The organism is Sphingobium sp. SA2 (assembly GCF_032227065.1).
Classification (GTDB): domain Bacteria; phylum Pseudomonadota; class Alphaproteobacteria; order Sphingomonadales; family Sphingomonadaceae; genus Sphingobium.
On record NZ_JAPMXX010000001.1, the window covers coordinates 502,489 to 518,001 of the forward strand.

Annotated in this window: 16 protein-coding genes and 3 pseudogenes; 12 read left to right on the forward strand and 7 right to left on the reverse strand. The window is 63.4% G+C overall.

What is annotated here, in order from left to right; translation table 11 throughout:
• Positions 1–43 precede the first annotated feature (43 nt).
• A pseudogene (gene istB / locus OVY48_RS02550) lies at positions 44–382 on the reverse strand (IS21-like element ISSsp5 family helper ATPase IstB); the annotation flags it as partial.
• Between istB and OVY48_RS02555 the strand changes: the two are divergent.
• Positions 306–1,016 carry a TonB-dependent receptor gene (locus tag OVY48_RS02555; protein WP_231472229.1) on the forward strand — a complete coding sequence of 237 codons (711 nt, stop codon included), beginning with the start codon at positions 306–308 and terminating at the stop codon, positions 1,014–1,016. The pseudogene istB and the gene OVY48_RS02555 sit on opposite strands and share 77 nt — an antisense overlap.
• Positions 1,017–1,088: 72 nt before the next feature.
• On the opposite strand, the gene OVY48_RS02560 is transcribed toward OVY48_RS02555, so the two are convergent.
• Positions 1,089–1,487 (reverse strand): hypothetical protein, encoded by a 399-nt coding sequence (locus OVY48_RS02560; RefSeq protein WP_004212919.1) that lies wholly within the window; start codon positions 1,485–1,487, stop codon positions 1,089–1,091.
• A gap of 528 nt (positions 1,488–2,015) precedes the next feature.
• Here OVY48_RS02560 and OVY48_RS02565 point away from each other — a divergent pair.
• The 3 genes from OVY48_RS02565 (at position 2,016) to OVY48_RS02575 (ending at position 3,705) form a co-directional block, all read left to right on the forward strand.
• Positions 2,016–2,690 carry a YgjV family protein gene (locus OVY48_RS02565; RefSeq protein WP_313921756.1) on the forward strand — a complete coding sequence of 225 codons (675 nt, stop codon included), beginning with the start codon at positions 2,016–2,018 and terminating at the stop codon, positions 2,688–2,690.
• A complete protein-coding gene (locus OVY48_RS02570; RefSeq protein WP_004212923.1) occupies positions 2,687–3,286 on the forward strand; it encodes a GNAT family N-acetyltransferase in 600 nt (199 codons plus the stop codon). The genes OVY48_RS02565 and OVY48_RS02570 overlap by 4 nt, the downstream gene beginning before the upstream one ends.
• Before the next feature lie 143 nt (positions 3,287–3,429).
• Positions 3,430–3,705: a hypothetical protein gene (locus OVY48_RS02575; protein WP_017503527.1), complete on the forward strand. Its 276-nt coding sequence runs from the start codon at positions 3,430–3,432 to the stop codon at positions 3,703–3,705.
• An 81-nt stretch (positions 3,706–3,786) separates the two neighbouring features.
• Here the strand turns inward: OVY48_RS02575 and OVY48_RS02580 are convergent, their stop codons facing one another.
• Together OVY48_RS02580 and OVY48_RS02585 are read right to left on the reverse strand one after the other, a co-directional pair.
• Complete coding sequence (locus OVY48_RS02580) at positions 3,787–5,064, reverse strand: outer membrane beta-barrel family protein (RefSeq protein ID WP_076605470.1); 1,278 nt, start codon at positions 5,062–5,064, stop codon at positions 3,787–3,789.
• Positions 5,065–5,334: 270 nt separating this feature from the next.
• Entirely contained in the window at positions 5,335–5,610 is a 276-nt protein-coding gene (locus OVY48_RS02585; RefSeq protein WP_017503527.1) for a hypothetical protein, read from the reverse strand.
• Between the two features lie 96 nt (positions 5,611–5,706).
• On the opposite strand from OVY48_RS02585, the gene OVY48_RS02590 reads away from it, so the two are divergent.
• Both OVY48_RS02590 and OVY48_RS02595 read left to right on the forward strand, forming a co-directional pair.
• Positions 5,707–6,045 (forward strand): N-acetyltransferase, encoded by a 339-nt coding sequence (locus tag OVY48_RS02590; RefSeq protein ID WP_272945500.1) that lies wholly within the window; start codon positions 5,707–5,709, stop codon positions 6,043–6,045.
• Positions 6,046–6,109: 64 nt separating this feature from the next.
• Positions 6,110–6,381 (forward strand): annotated as a pseudogene (locus tag OVY48_RS02595) (recombinase family protein); the annotation flags it as partial.
• Between the two features lie 32 nt (positions 6,382–6,413).
• Here the strand turns inward: OVY48_RS02595 and OVY48_RS02600 are convergent.
• Positions 6,414–7,167: pseudogene (locus tag OVY48_RS02600) on the reverse strand (type IV secretory system conjugative DNA transfer family protein); the annotation flags it as partial.
• Between the two features lie 37 nt (positions 7,168–7,204).
• On the opposite strand from OVY48_RS02600, the gene OVY48_RS02605 reads away from it, so the two are divergent.
• Together OVY48_RS02605 and OVY48_RS02610 are read left to right on the forward strand one after the other, a co-directional pair.
• Positions 7,205–7,372, forward strand: a complete 168-nt coding sequence (locus OVY48_RS02605; RefSeq protein ID WP_237748779.1) for a hypothetical protein — start codon at positions 7,205–7,207, stop codon at positions 7,370–7,372.
• Positions 7,373–7,375: 3 nt separating this feature from the next.
• A complete protein-coding gene (locus OVY48_RS02610) occupies positions 7,376–7,753 on the forward strand; it encodes a DUF6118 family protein (RefSeq protein ID WP_156106115.1) in 378 nt (125 codons plus the stop codon).
• Here the strand turns inward: OVY48_RS02610 and OVY48_RS02615 are convergent.
• Positions 7,666–8,553 carry an ROK family protein gene (locus OVY48_RS02615; protein ID WP_037473553.1) on the reverse strand — a complete coding sequence of 296 codons (888 nt, stop codon included), beginning with the start codon at positions 8,551–8,553 and terminating at the stop codon, positions 7,666–7,668. The two genes, OVY48_RS02610 and OVY48_RS02615, sit on opposite strands and share 88 nt — an antisense overlap.
• 51 nt (positions 8,554–8,604) lie before the next feature.
• Positions 8,605–9,018, reverse strand: coding sequence for an RbsD/FucU family protein (locus tag OVY48_RS02620; RefSeq protein WP_237748778.1), 414 nt, complete (start codon positions 9,016–9,018; stop codon positions 8,605–8,607).
• A gap of 174 nt (positions 9,019–9,192) precedes the next feature.
• Between OVY48_RS02620 and OVY48_RS02625 the strand changes: the two genes are divergently transcribed.
• The 4 genes from OVY48_RS02625 to OVY48_RS02640 all read left to right on the forward strand — a co-directional run bounded on the left by OVY48_RS02625 (position 9,193) and on the right by OVY48_RS02640 (position 15,480).
• Positions 9,193–11,874 (forward strand): TonB-dependent receptor, encoded by a 2,682-nt coding sequence (locus tag OVY48_RS02625; RefSeq protein ID WP_081912766.1) that lies wholly within the window; start codon positions 9,193–9,195, stop codon positions 11,872–11,874.
• Between the two features lie 147 nt (positions 11,875–12,021).
• The gene (gene fucP / locus OVY48_RS02630) at positions 12,022–13,335 is read left to right on the forward strand and encodes an L-fucose:H+ symporter permease (RefSeq protein WP_313921757.1); all 1,314 of its coding nucleotides are present in this window, start codon (positions 12,022–12,024) and stop codon (positions 13,333–13,335) included.
• An 88-nt stretch (positions 13,336–13,423) separates the two neighbouring features.
• Complete coding sequence (locus tag OVY48_RS02635) at positions 13,424–14,599, forward strand: ROK family transcriptional regulator (protein ID WP_037472764.1); 1,176 nt, start codon at positions 13,424–13,426, stop codon at positions 14,597–14,599.
• Between the two features lie 116 nt (positions 14,600–14,715).
• Entirely contained in the window at positions 14,716–15,480 is a 765-nt protein-coding gene (locus OVY48_RS02640; protein ID WP_001389365.1) for an IS6-like element IS6100 family transposase, read from the forward strand.
• The last annotated feature ends 33 nt before the right edge of the window (positions 15,481–15,513 follow it).

A 15,513-nucleotide genomic window follows, 5' to 3' on the forward strand; every position in this document is an offset into this window, starting at 1 on the left:
GGGCGTAGCCCGAGGGCCACTCCCCCCGGCATTGGTGTAATTTTCAGGGTCTGGTTTTGGCCTTGCGGGCCCGGCTGTGCGCGAGGCGATAGCTTTCGCCGTTCATCTCGAGGATGCTGACGTGATGGGTCAGGCGATCGAGGAGCGCGCCTGTGAGACGCTCAGATCCGAAGGTTTCGGTCCATTCGTCGAAGGGCAGGTTGCTGGTGATGAAGGTGGAGCCGCGTTCGTAACGCTGGGAGATCAGCTCGAACAACAGTTCGGCGCCGGTCTTGGAGAGCGGCACAAAGCCCAGTTCGTCGATGATGAGCAGCTTGTATCCGGCCATCTGCTTCTGGAAGCGCAGAAGACGGCGCTCGTCGCGGGCCTCCATCATTTCGCTGCAGTCGGGGGATCAATTCTCATCGCTCGATGTCACCAGCGCCGCGCTGGAGCCGGAGAGGTTCGACAATTACGAGCTTGGCCTCAAATGGGATATCCGCCCGACGCTGAACCTGACCGCCGCCATCTACCAGCTTGACCGCACCAACACCCGCGCGGCCGACCCCAATGACCCCGCACGGACGGTGCTCACGGGCGCGCAGCGCAGCAAAGGGCTCGAACTCGGCCTTAGCGGCGCGATCACACCCCAGTGGCAGATCAGCGCGGGCTATGCGCTGCAGGACGCGACAATTCGCAAAACGACGAGTGCCGCCCCGGCCGGGCGCGAGGTTCCGCTGGTTCCAAAACAACAGGCTTCGCTCTGGACGCGTTACGACCTCACCCCACGCTTGGGGGCCGGCGCCGGTGTCTACCACCAGTCGAAAAGCTTCACGTCCATCAGCAACACCGCCATCCTGCCCGCCTTCACCCGCGTCGATGCCGCCGCATTCTTCAAGCTCACCCCCCAGATCGAGGCGCAAATCAACGTCGAGAATCTGCTTAACAGCGATTATTTCTCGTCCGCCTACAACGACAACAACATCATGCCCGGCGCGCCGACGACGGTGCGCGCAACGGTTAGAATGAGATTATAACGGTGTTGGCCAACTTGGTCGGGTGCGGATCAAGCCGCCCTCGCAAAAGTCGGTGAGACGCCGCTGGCCGGTTTAGAAACCAGTCTTCGCCGATGGATCACAGGACTGGCGCATGAACTCCAGGGCATCACCGACGCGGCGCACCGCGTCGTTGTCCCCGACGAATATATCGAGACCCTCGTAGGGCTGCGCGCCCCCTTTGATCTCCACCGACGCCTGGGGCGCGTTGGCCGAGTAAAGCGGTCGGATCGCAACCACCTGATCTAGTTTCACGCTGAGGGCGCTTTTGTCGGCGAGCGTGAGCGTAACGAGGCAACCACCTTTCACTCCTACGCTCGTGATCCTGCTGTTCCGCACGAAACCCGGCCAAGGCTTTGCGACGGCTGTGCCGCGGGTCAGCATGTCCTGGACGAACTTCGACGCACCCGCGGCGGTTCGTGGTTTGGCGGGCACCACCTGCTGAGCCGCCACGGGCGCTGCGCTTCCGAGCGAAAGTGCGTAGATCAATAGGTCAGGACGATGGGGCATCAGTGAACTTTAGCCGACCTTAGTCCTGCGTGGCGATAGGCGGAGGCGGCGCGGGCGCCTGATGCCGGGCGGGAAACAACGGCACGCCACCCCTATGATGGCCGTAGCCGTAATCACCTACGTCGAGCTGGAGAAGGCAATTCGCATAGCTCTCCGTTCCAGGCTGGAAGCCGTAGCTCGCACACGCCGCCCGATGGCGAGCGGCCATTTCTCGCGGACTGACGCAGCCAGAAAGCACGAGCGACGTCGAGATGGCGAGAAGCTTGAAAGCGTCACGCACCATTGTCCTGGTCCAAACAAGGGCGGAACCCAAGGGGAAGAGCGCCGCGCTGGACGCAGAATGAACCAGTCCTCGTCAAAAGCCAAATGCCATTGTGGCCGGGACTCGCGATGGGAAAGCGGTCGACGACAACGCCACATTAACCTTCTTCCTTCACGGTGGAAGCCGGACCAACCCCGACGCGAGCGTGCATGTCGCTTTTCCTCGATCAAACGTTTGCGAGCACCGGGTTAGCTGCGATCCTATTCGGGGCTGTTGGTCTCGGCTGCGTGGTGAGCTGGCCGCTCCTACCCTCGCGCCGGGGAGCGCTCATGGTGCAGGGCGCGGGCGCGGGCGCATTCGCGCTTCACTTCGCGCTGATCGGCGCGCCTACCGCTTCGGCCGCATGCGTTCTTTCCCTGATGCAGCTCACCGTCGCGCTGGTGATTCGTGACCGGGTTGCCAAGCTCGCGCTCGACGGCGCGACGTTGCTCGCGCTGCTGTTGCTCACCGTGGCGACCTGGCATGGAATCCTGTCCGGCCTTGCCGCTTGCGGCGGTGCATCTTCTTTCATTGCGCGGACCCAGCGATCAACGACGCGGATGAAGATCGTCTTTCTCGTGGCCGCGCCCTTCTGGCTGGCCCACAATCTTCTCATTGGCGCACCGTTCGCCTTGGCCGTTGATCTTGTATCGGTCGCGGGGAATCTGCTCGGGCTTTTTGCCTTTTGGAAGCGGGAACAGCGTCAAGCGGACGGGCCGCGCAGCCTCAGCTATCCGGCGCGGCTTTCCCCACGTCACGCTTTCCGCTCTGGTCACCTTTCCCTCGGCAAACTCGCGATCTCAAAGCGCGCGCGCGCGTTACAGGGAGTCCAGATCCTCACATGACACAGGTAATATACGCGCGCCCACTCCCGCCGGCGCGTTCGATAGCTCAAGTAGGCGGAAAGCAGAGCTGGAGCGAGCTACGGCCGGCGAACCTTGACGACGCTAAAGCTTTGGTACGCTTGAAGATCGCCCTCGCTCGCGAAGCGGAACATATGATCTTCGATGTCCGGGATCGAGGGGAACTCCTGCGCCGCACAACTGCCGAACTAAACGCCGCCGTAGCCGGCGAGCGAGGCATCTTCGTCCTGCAACGCATAGGCGACCTCGTCGGCTACATAGATGTACGGAGCGTGTGCATCGAAGGCGCTGCAGAATTTGCCTCTTTTAATCTGGCTATCCGGACACGGTGGCAGGGACGTGGGCTTGGAGCAAGCCTGGTGAAGTCCGCCGAGGAATGGGTACGTCGCCGTGGCTTGCTCTTCCTGATCTTCCACGTCGCTGTTCGCAACGACCGGGCGTTCGCATTTTATGAACGGCTTGGCTATACCGTGTGCGGAGATGTTGTGGCAGCCAATAAAGAATCAGGCGTTATTGGCGATTACTACGCGATGGGCCGAATGCTCGATGCTGATGCTGAGGAGGATGCGTTAGCGTGATGCATAACTATCATCCCGCCTTTCCAGACTGACTGGCCCCTGTACATTATCGGGACACGGATTCACGGTAGCGGCTCGACAGCGATCGTTTCGGCAGGTTCCGCCCCGTTGCCGACATTACGGACACGTGTCAGCCTCGCTGAATGGAGACGCAATCAGAAGTAGTGCAAACGGCGACCAATCAGCGGGGCGACAAGCCTCAAGAGGGTGACAGGCGCTGGAGCTTGATGCGACGTGCTGATGGCTTCTTCACTCATTACGAAGAGGTATATATCGACCTCTACGATCATGGTGGGGGTGTGGACGGATATTGGACGCGTTCTCACGCTTCCGGTCTCTTCGACGATGCCGAGGCGGCAATGAAAGATGCGCTTGGATCACTGACGTGGCTTGATGCACGAGTGGCGCGGATTGAATGACCGCTCTCCACCAATTCTTGCCGTTTCGCCCGGCAAGGGCTTTGCATACGATTTCGAACACCTTCTCTCCGGCGTCCCGTTTTACAGCGTCTTTTGCAATTTCAGCTGGACCTCGGGCGTTCTTTGACGCGAGGAAATTTCCTCTACCGATGGCGCAATCAGACGCTGGTTTGTGCGGCCTGAATAGCGAAATGTCCCCGAGAGCGAGAGCGTTCGATCCAGACTATGCGTGTATGAGGCACTGAGATCGAACCAGGATGACTTGCGGATTTGATATTCTCGAGAGGGGCTGTTGTATGACCACTGCAACTGCGCCACATCGCCGGGTACACTGCCTCGATCCTTGCCATTCCATTCGAACGTCGCGTTTGTCGAGTAGCGAAATGTCCGCTGGGTGCCTCGTCCATCTGTCGTATCGATCGGTGTACGTTCGTTGAAAAGATTGGCGCTGGTGCTTGCCTTGAGCCGAGGGACGATAGGGAAGCTGAGGTCGAATTGCGCGCCGCTGTTCCAGCTATTCCCCGAATTTACGTAGTTGTAAACGCTGGTGCCGGCGGCATTGACCAGATAATTCTTACTCCAAAGCTGGCGGGTCTCGCGCAAGTAGACGGTGGCCCCCGCTTCGACCTTGCCGGGCCGAAACTGCACACTGGCCTCATAGGCGTTTGTGCTCTGGTCCTTGAGATGGGGGTTCCCTTCGAAGAGGGTGTAGGCATCCTCGACCGTTCCGTAGGGCCGCAGATATTCCAGCGGAACCCTGTCTATCCGCTTGCTGAAGCTGGCCCCGAACTGCAGCTGTTTGTTGAGCTTGTAACTGGCATGAAAGCTTGGAAAAAAGTTAGCCCGGTTGATACGGATATCGTCGGCACCATGACTAGAAATTCGGCGCCGGTTGGCTTCACCGCGCAGGCCCGGTGCGATCGTCAAGGAGCCAAATGTTTGCTGAAACGAGGCATAGGCGGAAAATGTGCCGCTGCGCGCATCGTACGCATCGTTCATGTCGGAGCCGAACGAGCCGGTGCTGTCGTTACTGATGAACCGATAGTGCTGCGTCGTGTCGTCAAGATGCCAGGCGCTGCCCATCGAAAGGATCTGTCCTGGAGCCATGGGATGTTTCCAGTCGATTTGCATATCGATCGACGTCGAGGGTTTTTGCAGGTCGATCCGGTAACGGCGCCCATCACTGAACCGGGCATTGGTAACGTCGTGCACGCCCGGGTTGGTGTAAAACTGGACAGCCGCGTTGAGAGCTTCACCTTCTCGCGCGCCCGCGTGGTCGAGGTTCAATTCTCCAGTAACGAAGCTTGCGACACTGCTGAGGCGGCGATGCTCTGAGAACGGTGAGAAATCCGGGGTCACAGCAAGATAATTGACCTTGTCCGTAACGATATCGTGCCCGCCGCCGCCGCCCAGCTGTGCTGAAATGCTCGTTTTTGAGTCCAGCTTGTAGGATGCCTTACCGCTGAGACGTCCAACAGTGCCATCATAGGTAAACCGCCCGGTCTGGCGGTTGACTGTGGGCGCGCCGCTATCCGGGGGTTGAGTAGCAACGGAACAGAAAACCTACATAAGGCAGCACGCCTCAAGGCCGCGGGCCATTCCGGAATGGCAAAAAGTGGTGGAGAGCGGTCATTCAATCCGCGCCACTCGTGCATCAAGCCACGTCAGTGATCCAAGCGCATCTTTCATTGCCGCCTCGGCATCGTCGAAGAGACCGGAAGCGTGAGAACGCGTCCAATATCCGTCCACACCCCCACCATGATCGTAGAGGTCGATATATACCTCTTCGTAATGAGTGAAGAAGCCATCAGCACGTCGCATCAAGCTCCAGCGCCTGTCACCCTCTTGAGGCTTGTCGCCCCGCTGATTGGTCGCCGTTTGCACTACTTCTGATTGCGTCTCCATTCAGCGAGGCTGACACGTGTCCGTAATGTCGGCAACGGGGCGGAACCTGCCGAAACGATCGCTGTCGAGCCGCTACCGTGAATCCGTGTCCCGATAATGTACAGGGGCCTATATGCAATCGCGGCCATCCTCCGCGATTATCCGCGTGATGGCACATGGTATCTCGGCTTCATGATCGTAGATGCCGCACAGCGTGGTCGTGGCGTCGGACGCTCAATTTACTCGACGGTCGAAAGCTGGGCCGCTGCGAGAGGTGCCACAGAGATTCGGTTGGCCGTGCTGGAAGCGAATGAAGCGGCAGAGCGATTTTGGCGTTCTCTCGGCTTCATTGAGTATCGGCGCGTTGGGCCAGACACCTTCAAAATGCGTAGCCATCGCCGGATAGAACTGAGCCGTCGCCTTTCTGGCGCGACCGTAGAAGGCAGCAACAAGTAAGATCTCGCGCCGGCTATCTGGGCGAGCTTGGCGTAGGATTCCGCCCCCTCCCGCAAACGCCCCCCTGTTCGGCGCCCTCGCGCAGTTCGAGCGCGACCTGATCCGCGAGCGCACCAACGCAGGGCTGAAGGCGGCCGAGGCGCGCGGCCGTAGAGGTGGGCGCAAGCCTGTCGTCACCCCCGACAAGCTGGCCCGCGCCAAGACGCATCTCGCGGCCGGGCTCACCGTACGCGAGGCGGCCGCGCGCGTGAAGGTCGGCAAAACCGCGCTCTACCAGGCGCTGGGAGAACCAGCGGGACAGGTCGAAGGGTAAGTTCTCGGTCCGTTCGCCCTTAGCGTACGCTCAGCTCACTTTCTTGCAGCGACCCCTTCAACCCGGCAAAGGTGAAATCCGATGCGGCCGTGCTGGCGACGATGCGGGGGCTATCGAGAAAGTGGGTATGGCGCTGCGCCGAGGACAGCACGCCGGCCGCTTCGCGATCGGACTTGCCGAGCTGGCGGTTGGCGGCGCGGGCGATCAGGCCACCCGCGCCGGCGCTGTCCTGCATATCGGTCAGCAGCGCGGCGAAGCCGGCAGGGGCGAGCGTCAGCTTGTCGCGCACCGTCGCCAGAACGCGACGATCGGCGGGTTCGTGGACGACGGTGTGCAGGATCAGCCCGGCGATCAGCGCCTTGGCTTCCTCGTTCCAGTGCGCTTCGCCAGATTGCCCCGGCGCGTCATGCACCAGCGCGTCGGCGAGGGTGTTGGCATCTTCCGCCAGATCGAGGCTGGCAGGATCGAGCCGGTCAAGCGGATTGTAACGGGCAGGGGGGCTGACCCGACACGCCGAACGGATCGAGGCACCAGACCTTGCCCCTGGCGGCACGCGCGCGGGCGGTGACGCGGGCATTCTCGCCCTTTGGGTCGATGCAAATCACCGAGCGGTCGAGCAGCAGCAGGTTCGGTATGATCGTGCCGACGCCCTTGCCCGACCGGGTGGGCGCCATCGTCAGCAGGTGCGCCGCGCCGTCGTAATGCAGCAGCTTTCCCGATTTCGCCGAGCGGCCGATCAGGAGATCCCCGTTCGCCTCCAGCTTCCGCACGTCGGCACGGTCGTCGAAACGGGCGGAACCGAGCAGATCCGGCGATCGTGCGGGCGCGGAGAAGCTGGGCAAGCGCATGGAAAGCATTGCTGGCGGGCTACAACGCGACCCGCAGCTCGAATCCGTTCTGCGCGCCCGCGCGCCCGAGCTGGAACTGAAAATGGAGCGGGGCCGATCGGTCGCAAACGAGCTGGCGCAGTCGGTCACGATTGGCCGAGACCGCGATCATGGCATGAGCCGGTAGGTGATGATGGACGACGATATTCAGGAAGGCGGCGACCCGGCGGAGGCGTTCGACCGGTTGCGCGCCGTGATCGAGGGACAGGACCGCGAGCTGGCGCTGCTACGCCGTGCCGTGGAGGGCTTGGCGGCCGAGCGGGCGCATATCGACGTGCCGGACTATTCCGAGACGCTGGGGCGGATGCAGCAGGGCGTGGACGCCACTGCCGAGCGGATCGCAGCTATCAACGACGTGAAGCCCGGTAGCCCGGCCCGCGGGCAACGCCACGAGGCCGTTCCGACGGGATCGGGATCCGTTCAGCGCCGCGCGCGCTGGGCGAGCGCGAGGGCGCCGAGCAGGCCTGCCTTGTCCCCCAGGCCGGGAGCGACGACGAGGCGGGCGTAATCCTCCGTGCCGTAATAGCCGTTGGCGAGGTCCCGCGCCTGCGCCCGCACCCGGTCGATCAGCCCGGGCGTGGCAAGGACGCCACCGCCCATGACGATCCGTCTCGGCGAAAGGATCGCCTGCTGCGCGACGACCAGCTGGCCGAGGTAATACGCGATGATTTCATGGGCGGGGTGATCCGGCGGAAGGTCGGACAGCGACGCCCCCCAGCGGGCGATGATCGCCGGCCCGCTCGCCAGACCTTCCAGGCAATCGCCGTGGAACGGGCAGATGCCCCCGAACCCGGTGTCGAGCGGATGGCGGCGGACGATCAGATGTCCCATTTCGGGATGGCGCGATCCGTGGACCGGGCGTTCCTCGACAAGGGCGCCGCCGCCTATGCCCGTGCCCACGGTGACGTAGCAGGCGATATCCGCACCGATCGCGTTGCCCCACAGGCTTTCCGCCAGGATCGCGCCGTTCACGTCGGTGTCGAAGCCGACCGGGCAGCCGAACGCCGTCGCCAACGGCCCTGCGAGGTCGATGTCGCTCCAGCCGGGCTTGGGAGTCGTGGTGATACGGCCCCAATGCGGCGAGCGACGGTCGATGTCGATCGGACCGAAGCTGGCGATGCCGATCGCGTCGAAACTGCCGAACCGACTAGCCGCGGCGTCGAGGAAATCGGTCGCGGCACCGATAGTGGCGGCTGGGTCCGACGTTTCGATCCGACATTCGTCGAGGATCGTTCCCTGATCCCTCAACACGCCGACGACGAACTTCGTGCCGCCGGCCTCGATGCATCCGAACAGGGGGTCAGCCACGGGCGTTCCCCGAAATGGCGCGGGGACCGCGGGGGCCATGCGGGGCCGCCGTCATGATTCCACCGGACCGATCACGCCCTTGCGCAGGATGATGTTGGCGAACAGCCGACGTTCGCCGCTGGCGATGATCGCGTAACAGCCCCGTACGCGGGCGTAGAAACCGTCGCCGGGAAGCGGGCGCAGCACGATGCCGGGTTCGTGACGCGCGAGAAGCGCGTCGAACTCGCTATAGACGGGCTCCATCCGGTCGCAGTCGCCATGCGCGCACGGCCGAAACGCCGCGTCGACATCGCGATCGAGCGGCAGCACCGATAGCAAGGCGTCGGCGATCGCGGGCACGTCATGCCCGTCCATCCGCACCAGTCGGGTGGCGTGCGCATCGGCGGGGTAGTTCGCGTCGACGATCGCGATTTCGTCACCATGGCCCATGGCCCGGAGCGTCGACAGTAGGTCGGGCCCCAACATCGCCGGCAGTCCCTTTAACATCGCACGCACGTCCTCTCGCAACAGGTCGTTCCGACCTCGTCGCCGTTCGTTTAATTCGGGTAGCTTGATTAGTCCAGCATATTGACAAATAGAATCGATGGGAACAGGTTGATGCCAGATCGCCGGGACGGGCGACGTCATCAGGGGGGGATTATGAAAGGTTCGTTTGCAACTTCGGTGTCTGTGGCTGCACTTGTGGCGGTCGCGGCAAGCACGTCGGTCCGCGCGCAGGAACAGGCAACGCCGGCTCCGGTCGATGAGGCGGCGCCGGTCGCTGCCGATAATGCGGTCGCTGACGCTGTGTCGCCGCAGAACGCCGCGATCGTGCAGGACATCGTCGTCGTCGGCTCCCGCCGCGCCGTGCAGCAGATCAGGTCGTCCAACGCGATCTCGGTCTTCAACGAGGAAGCGCTGACCGAAATCGCGCCCGCCAGCATCGCGTCGCTGGCACGCAGCATCCCCGGTTTTCACGCGGAGGATTCGGGCGGCGAAGTCGGCAACAACATCGCCCCGCGCGGCTTCCCGCTTTCGACCCAGACCGAATTCACGGCGCTGCAACGCGACGGCATGGTCGTATTCTACGATCAGGATATCCTGTTCTCGCAGTCCGACCGGTTCACGCGCTTTTCCAATTTCGTCGCCGGTGCCCAGGCGGTGCGCGGCGGTTCCTCGTCCGTATTCGTGGGCAGCGCGCCGGCCGGTTACATCAACCTGCTGTCGCGCGAGGGGCGACCGGGCGATCCGACCCATGGCGATATCCAGTTCCAGACCAACAGCTACGATCGCATCGGTTTCGACGGCTGGACCACGTTCAGCCTGTCGGACACGACCGCGGCGGCGATCGGCGGCTGGTGGCGACAGGATAATTCCGGCCGCGATCCCGGCTTCAACGCCAATCGCGGCGGCGAGATCAACGCCAATGTCGTGCACGATTTCGCCGGGGGACGCGGCAGGATCCGCGCCGAATTCAACCTGCAGAACGATCGCGCGATCTTCTATCTGCCCCAGCCGCTCACCGGGACGATTTCCAATCCGCGCTCCATTCCGGGCGGAATGAGCATCAACGACGGCACGACCGGCGTTTCCGCTCGCGCCCGCCTGTTGTCGTTGCCGGGCACGCCGATGGGCGACATCAACTGGGATGCCGCCGATGGCCAGCGCGACAAGACGCTCTATTTCGGCTTCAAGCTGGATTACGACCTCGGCGGCGGCTGGTCGGTCAGCAACCAGAACCGCTACACCGATCTGAACACGCCGTTCAACGCGATCATCAACGTCGGGAACGCCCGGCCGCTCACGACCATCGCGGGCGAGATATTCGCACGGGCGCCCACGCGCTTCGCGGGTGCAGCCGGTGCCGGCGGTCCGTTCTTCCAGGTGCGCGACGCCGGGACCGGCGAGGTGCTCGCCACCCAGGCCAATGCCGACAGCCTCAACATCAACGGCTTCGGCATCGATGCCGCCTATTTCTATCGCAAGACCGAGGCGACCAATTTCCAGAACGATTTCCAGCTGCAACGTGACGGGTTGCAGGTCGGTCCGGGCAAGCTGGCCAGTACGTTCGGCGTCTATTTCTCCGACATCGACGGGCAGGTGCTCGATTCGCGACTGGACACGCTGCAAAGCATCGAGGGGCGGCCCCGGCGTCTCGACATCGTCTTCACCGATGCAGCCGGCGCGCCGCTCGCGTCGGGTGCCGCGGGCACGTACAAGGGGCTCATCGCCGGGCCGACAGGCTATGCCAACGTGCAGTTCAAGGAGCGCACGATCGCGCCCTATGTCGACTTCGTCTACGACATCGGTCGCCTGTCGCTGAATGCCGGTGCGCGCTACGAAACCCTGCACGTTAGCGGGCAGGTAGAGAATCCGGCGAATTTCGACCTCAGCCGCAATCCGGCGACCTTCGATCCGGGCAATCCGGCCCTCGTGTCGCTGCCCTTCGGCAGCGGGACGTTCCGGGCGATGGACCTGAACTTCCGGAAGCTCGCCTGGACGGTCGGCGGGAATTACGAGGTGGCGAGCAATTTCGCGCTGTTCGGCCGCTTCGCCCGCGGTTTCCGGATGCCCGATCCCGACCGGTATCAGGCGCTGGCCAATTTCGACGCATCGACCGCAGACGGGCTGGCCGCGATCCGCAATTTCGAGGACCGTCCCGAAACGAAACCGGCGACCACGACGATGGTCGAGGCGGGGCTGCGGTACAACAGCCGGCCGCTCAACGTGGAGCTGAACTATTTCTTCGCGCAGGCGAAGGACCTGTTCTTCAACGTGCCCACCGTCGTCAACGGCGCGATCGTGCAACGTCAGGCATTCCGGAACACCCGTACCAACGGGGTCGAGGCACAGATATCGATCCGGCCGGTCACCGACTGGTCGATCGACCTGAGCGGCACCTATCAGGCGCCCAAATTCTTCGCCACGCCCCCGCAACAGGCACTCGGCCCGAACGCGCAGACCGTCAGCCTCGACATCAACGGCAATCTGCCCGTGCGGACCCCCAACGCCTATTTCCAGGTCCGCAGTTCCTATGACGGGATCAGCACGCCGATCGGCGACTTCTCGCTCCACGGCGCCTATTCCTTCAGCGGGCGCCGCTTCGCCGACGACGCCAACACCGCACGCCTGTCCGCCTACGGCCTCGTCAGCCTGGGCTTCGGTCTGGAGATGGGACGCGGCGTGTATGTACTGGGCGACGTCCAGAACCTGTTGAAGAGCACCGGGTTGACCGAAGGCGATCCGCGCGCCGGGGAGACCCTGGTCGGTGCCACGAACACCTTCAACGCCCGCGTCGTCGACCCGCAGACCTTCATCCTGCGCGTCGGCGTGCGCTTCTGACCTTGCCGCTCCGTCCCGCCGCATCCCGGCGGGACGGGCTTTACAGGCCGCGACCGAACCCGCAGCCATGCGTGGTGAAGGAGCGCGATCCCCGGACGATGGAACCAGCACATGCGTGACTATCGGAATGCCATTCCCACGGACGCTGTGCCGGCCGCGCTGATTTCGCGCGGACAGGCGTTGACGTTCGCCCTCGTCGCCGGCCTGTTCTTCGCATGGGGGCTGGCCGCCAACATGACCGACACGTTATTGTCGGCGTTCAAGCGCATTCTGAGCCTGACCGATTTTCAGACGGCGTTCGTGCAATATGCGTTTTTCGGCGGATATTTCTGCTTCGCTATCCCCGCATCGCTCATGGCGCGGCGATACGGGTACAAGGCGGGCCTGCTGATCGGCCTAGGCCTGTATATCGCCGGCGCGCTCCTGTTCTATCCGGCGAGCCTGTCGCTCGACTATTTCCCGTTCCTGGTTGCGCTCTACGTCCTTGCCGCCGGCCTGTCGTTTCTCGAGACCTGCGCCAATCCGTTCATCTACTCGCTGGGGCCAAGGGCTACCGCGACACGGCGGCTCAACCTCGCCCAGTCGTTCAATCCCGTCGGGGCGATATCGGGCGCGCTGCTCGCCAAGTTCTTCATCCTCGACCATCTCCATCAGGCGTCGGCGGCCGAGCGTGCGGCGCTGTCGACCGATGCGTTGCAGTCGGTCCAGCGCGTCGAGCTGACCGCGGTGATGGGCCCCTATGTCGCCGTGGCGGCGATGCTGTCGATCGTCTGGGTCCTGCTGGCGGTCAAGACGATGCCCGCGGATCTCGACCGGACCGGGGATGGCGACATCGGCGAGCCGCAGGGCTTCGGAACAGGCCTGCGAAGGCTGGCGCGCAACCGCCGTTATCTGGTCGCGATCGGCATCCAGTTCCTCTACGTCGGCGCGCAGGTCGGCGTGTGGTCGTTCACGATCCGCTACGTCATGACCCGCCTGGACGTAAGCGAAAGCGCGGCGGCGACCTATTACACGGTCGGACTGGTCCTGTTCTTCCTGTCCCGTTTCATCTGCACGTGGTTGATGGGGCGGGTGAGGGCGGAGACCTTGTTGTTCGGACTTGCGGTTCTGGCAGGTGCGCTGTGCGCCGTCGCCGCGCTCTCGCACGGTGTCGCGGGCGTCTATGCCCTGGTCGCGGTCAGCGGATGCATGGCGCTGATGTTTCCGACGATCTACGGCATCGGCCTCTCCGCGCTGGACCCCCGCGACATCAAGCTCGGCGGTGCCGGGCTGGTGATGGCGATCTCGGGCGGGGCGGTCGTCGTGGGGCTGCAGGGTCTGGTATCCGATCTTGCCGGCGATATCGGACCCGCCTTCTGGGTGCCAAGCCTGTGCTTCGGCGCGGTCGCCCTGTTTGGATGGGACGCGCGCCGTCGCGCCCCCACGGACGAGCCGCCGCCCCCCGGTCCCGCGCTCCACTGACCCGGAAAACGGCGCGCAACCCCTTCACATCCCTTGCCGGATATCGTGACCTGGCGCAGGATCAAGGCATGGACAGAAGGGCAAGCGCGTGAGCCGCGGCAGCAATATCGTTGGTGTCGGCGAACATAACGAACTCCTCGTCCTCTCGATCATCCGGCGCCACGGGGCATTGTCGAAGGCCGAACTTTCCGCGCGGACCGGCCTTTCGCGACAGGCGCTTACCGATGTCGTCGGGCGTCTGGAAGGCGATGGTCGCCTGCGCCGCGAGGAACTCGTCCGGGGGAAGGTGGGACAGCCCAAGGTTCCTTTCTCCCTCAATCCGGGCGGTGCCTATACGGTCGGGCTGAAGGTCGGTCGGCGCAGCTTCGAACTGGTCCTGGTCGATTTCGTCGGGACCACGATGGAGGCGTATCGTCACGTCTTCCGCTATCCGGTGCCGGCGGCGCTCGAACATTTCGTGACCCGCTCCTGGGCGGAACTGTGTCGAACGACCGCGGCCGGGATCATGGACCGGATCGTCGGGATCGGCGTGGCCATGCCCGGAGAGCTATGGCGGTGGACCGAGGAAATCGATGTTCCCGGCGATTTGCTCGGGACATGGGAAACGTTCGATATCGCCGGCCTCGTCCGGACCGTGACCGGGGTCGAGCCGCAGATCATGAACGACGTCACGGCCGCATGCATCGGCGAGCTCATGTTCGGCCAGTCGCGCAGTCCCCACGGCTTCGTCTATTTCTATATCGGCGCCTTCGTCGGTGGCGGCCTGGTCCTTGACGACATGGTGATCGAGGGTAGCCATGCGAATGCGGCTGCGTTCGGATCGATGCTCGTCGTCGAGAAGGACGGCACCGCATCCCAGCCGAGGCAGCTGTTGTCGTGCGTGTCGCTGGTCAATCTGCATCGCCAGATCGAGGCGGCCGGGATGAACGCGGACTTCCTGTGGCAGAATCCGGAAGAATGGCCCGTGCTCGGCGCGATGCTCGATGGCTGGATCGCCGATACGGGCTGGCATCTGGCGGTCGCCGCGATCAACGCGGTCGCCGTCGTGGACGTCGCGCAGGTCGTCATCGACGGCTCGCTTCCCGCCGATATCCGCGTCCGGATATGCGACGCGACCCGGGCCGCGATGACGAACCTCCGGACGACGGGCGTTCATCCGCCCGGAATATTCGAAGGGTCGCAAGGCTATTCCGCCCGGCCGGTCGGTGCGGCCGCATTGCCCATGTACAACAGCTTCGGCTATCGAAAGAACGTGAATTTGTAGCCCGGGGCCCGAACCCGTCGATCGCCGCGCGGGCCGCACCGGTCGCGACGGCGGGGGCTCTGTTGCAAAAATCGTGAAGCTTGAGCATGCTTGGCGGAGATTGGACGGACGGAACGATGACGGATTTCAAGTGGCGCCATTTCCAGGGTGATGTGATCCTGTGGGCGGTGCGCTGGTATTGTCGCTATCCGATCAGCTATCGCGACCTTGAGGAAATGCTGGCGGAACGCGGCATTTCGGTCGACCATACGACGATCTATCGCTGGGTCCAGTGCTACGCCCCGGAGATGGAGAAGCGGCTGCGCTGGTTCTGGCGGCGTGGCTTTGATCCGAGCTGGCGCCTGGATGAAACCTACGTCAAGGTGCGGGGCAAGTGGACCTACCTGTACCGGGCAGTCGACAAGCGGGGCGACACGATCGATTTCTACCTGTCGCCGACCCGCAGCGCCAAGGCAGCGAAGCGGTTCCTGGGCAAGGCCCTGCGAGGCCTGAAGCACTGGGAAAAGCCTGCCACGCTCAATACCGACAAAGCGCCGAGCTATGGTGCAGCGATCACCGAATTGAAGCGCGAAGGAAAGCTGGACCGGGAGACGGCCCACCGGCAGGTGAAGTATCTCAATAACGTGATCGAGGCCGATCACGGAAAGCTCAAGATACTGATCAAGCCGGTGCGCGGTTTCAAATCGATCCCCACGGCCTATGCCACGATCAAGGGATTCGAAGTCATGCGAGCCCTGCGCAAAGGACAGGCTCGCCCCTGGTGCCTGCAGCCCGGCATCAGGGGCGAGGTGCGCCTTGTGGAGAGAGCTTTTGGCATTGGGCCCTCGGCGCTGACGGAGGCCATGGGCATGCTCAACCACCATTTCGCAGCAGCCGCCTGATCGGCGCAGAGCGACAGCCTACCTCTGACTGCC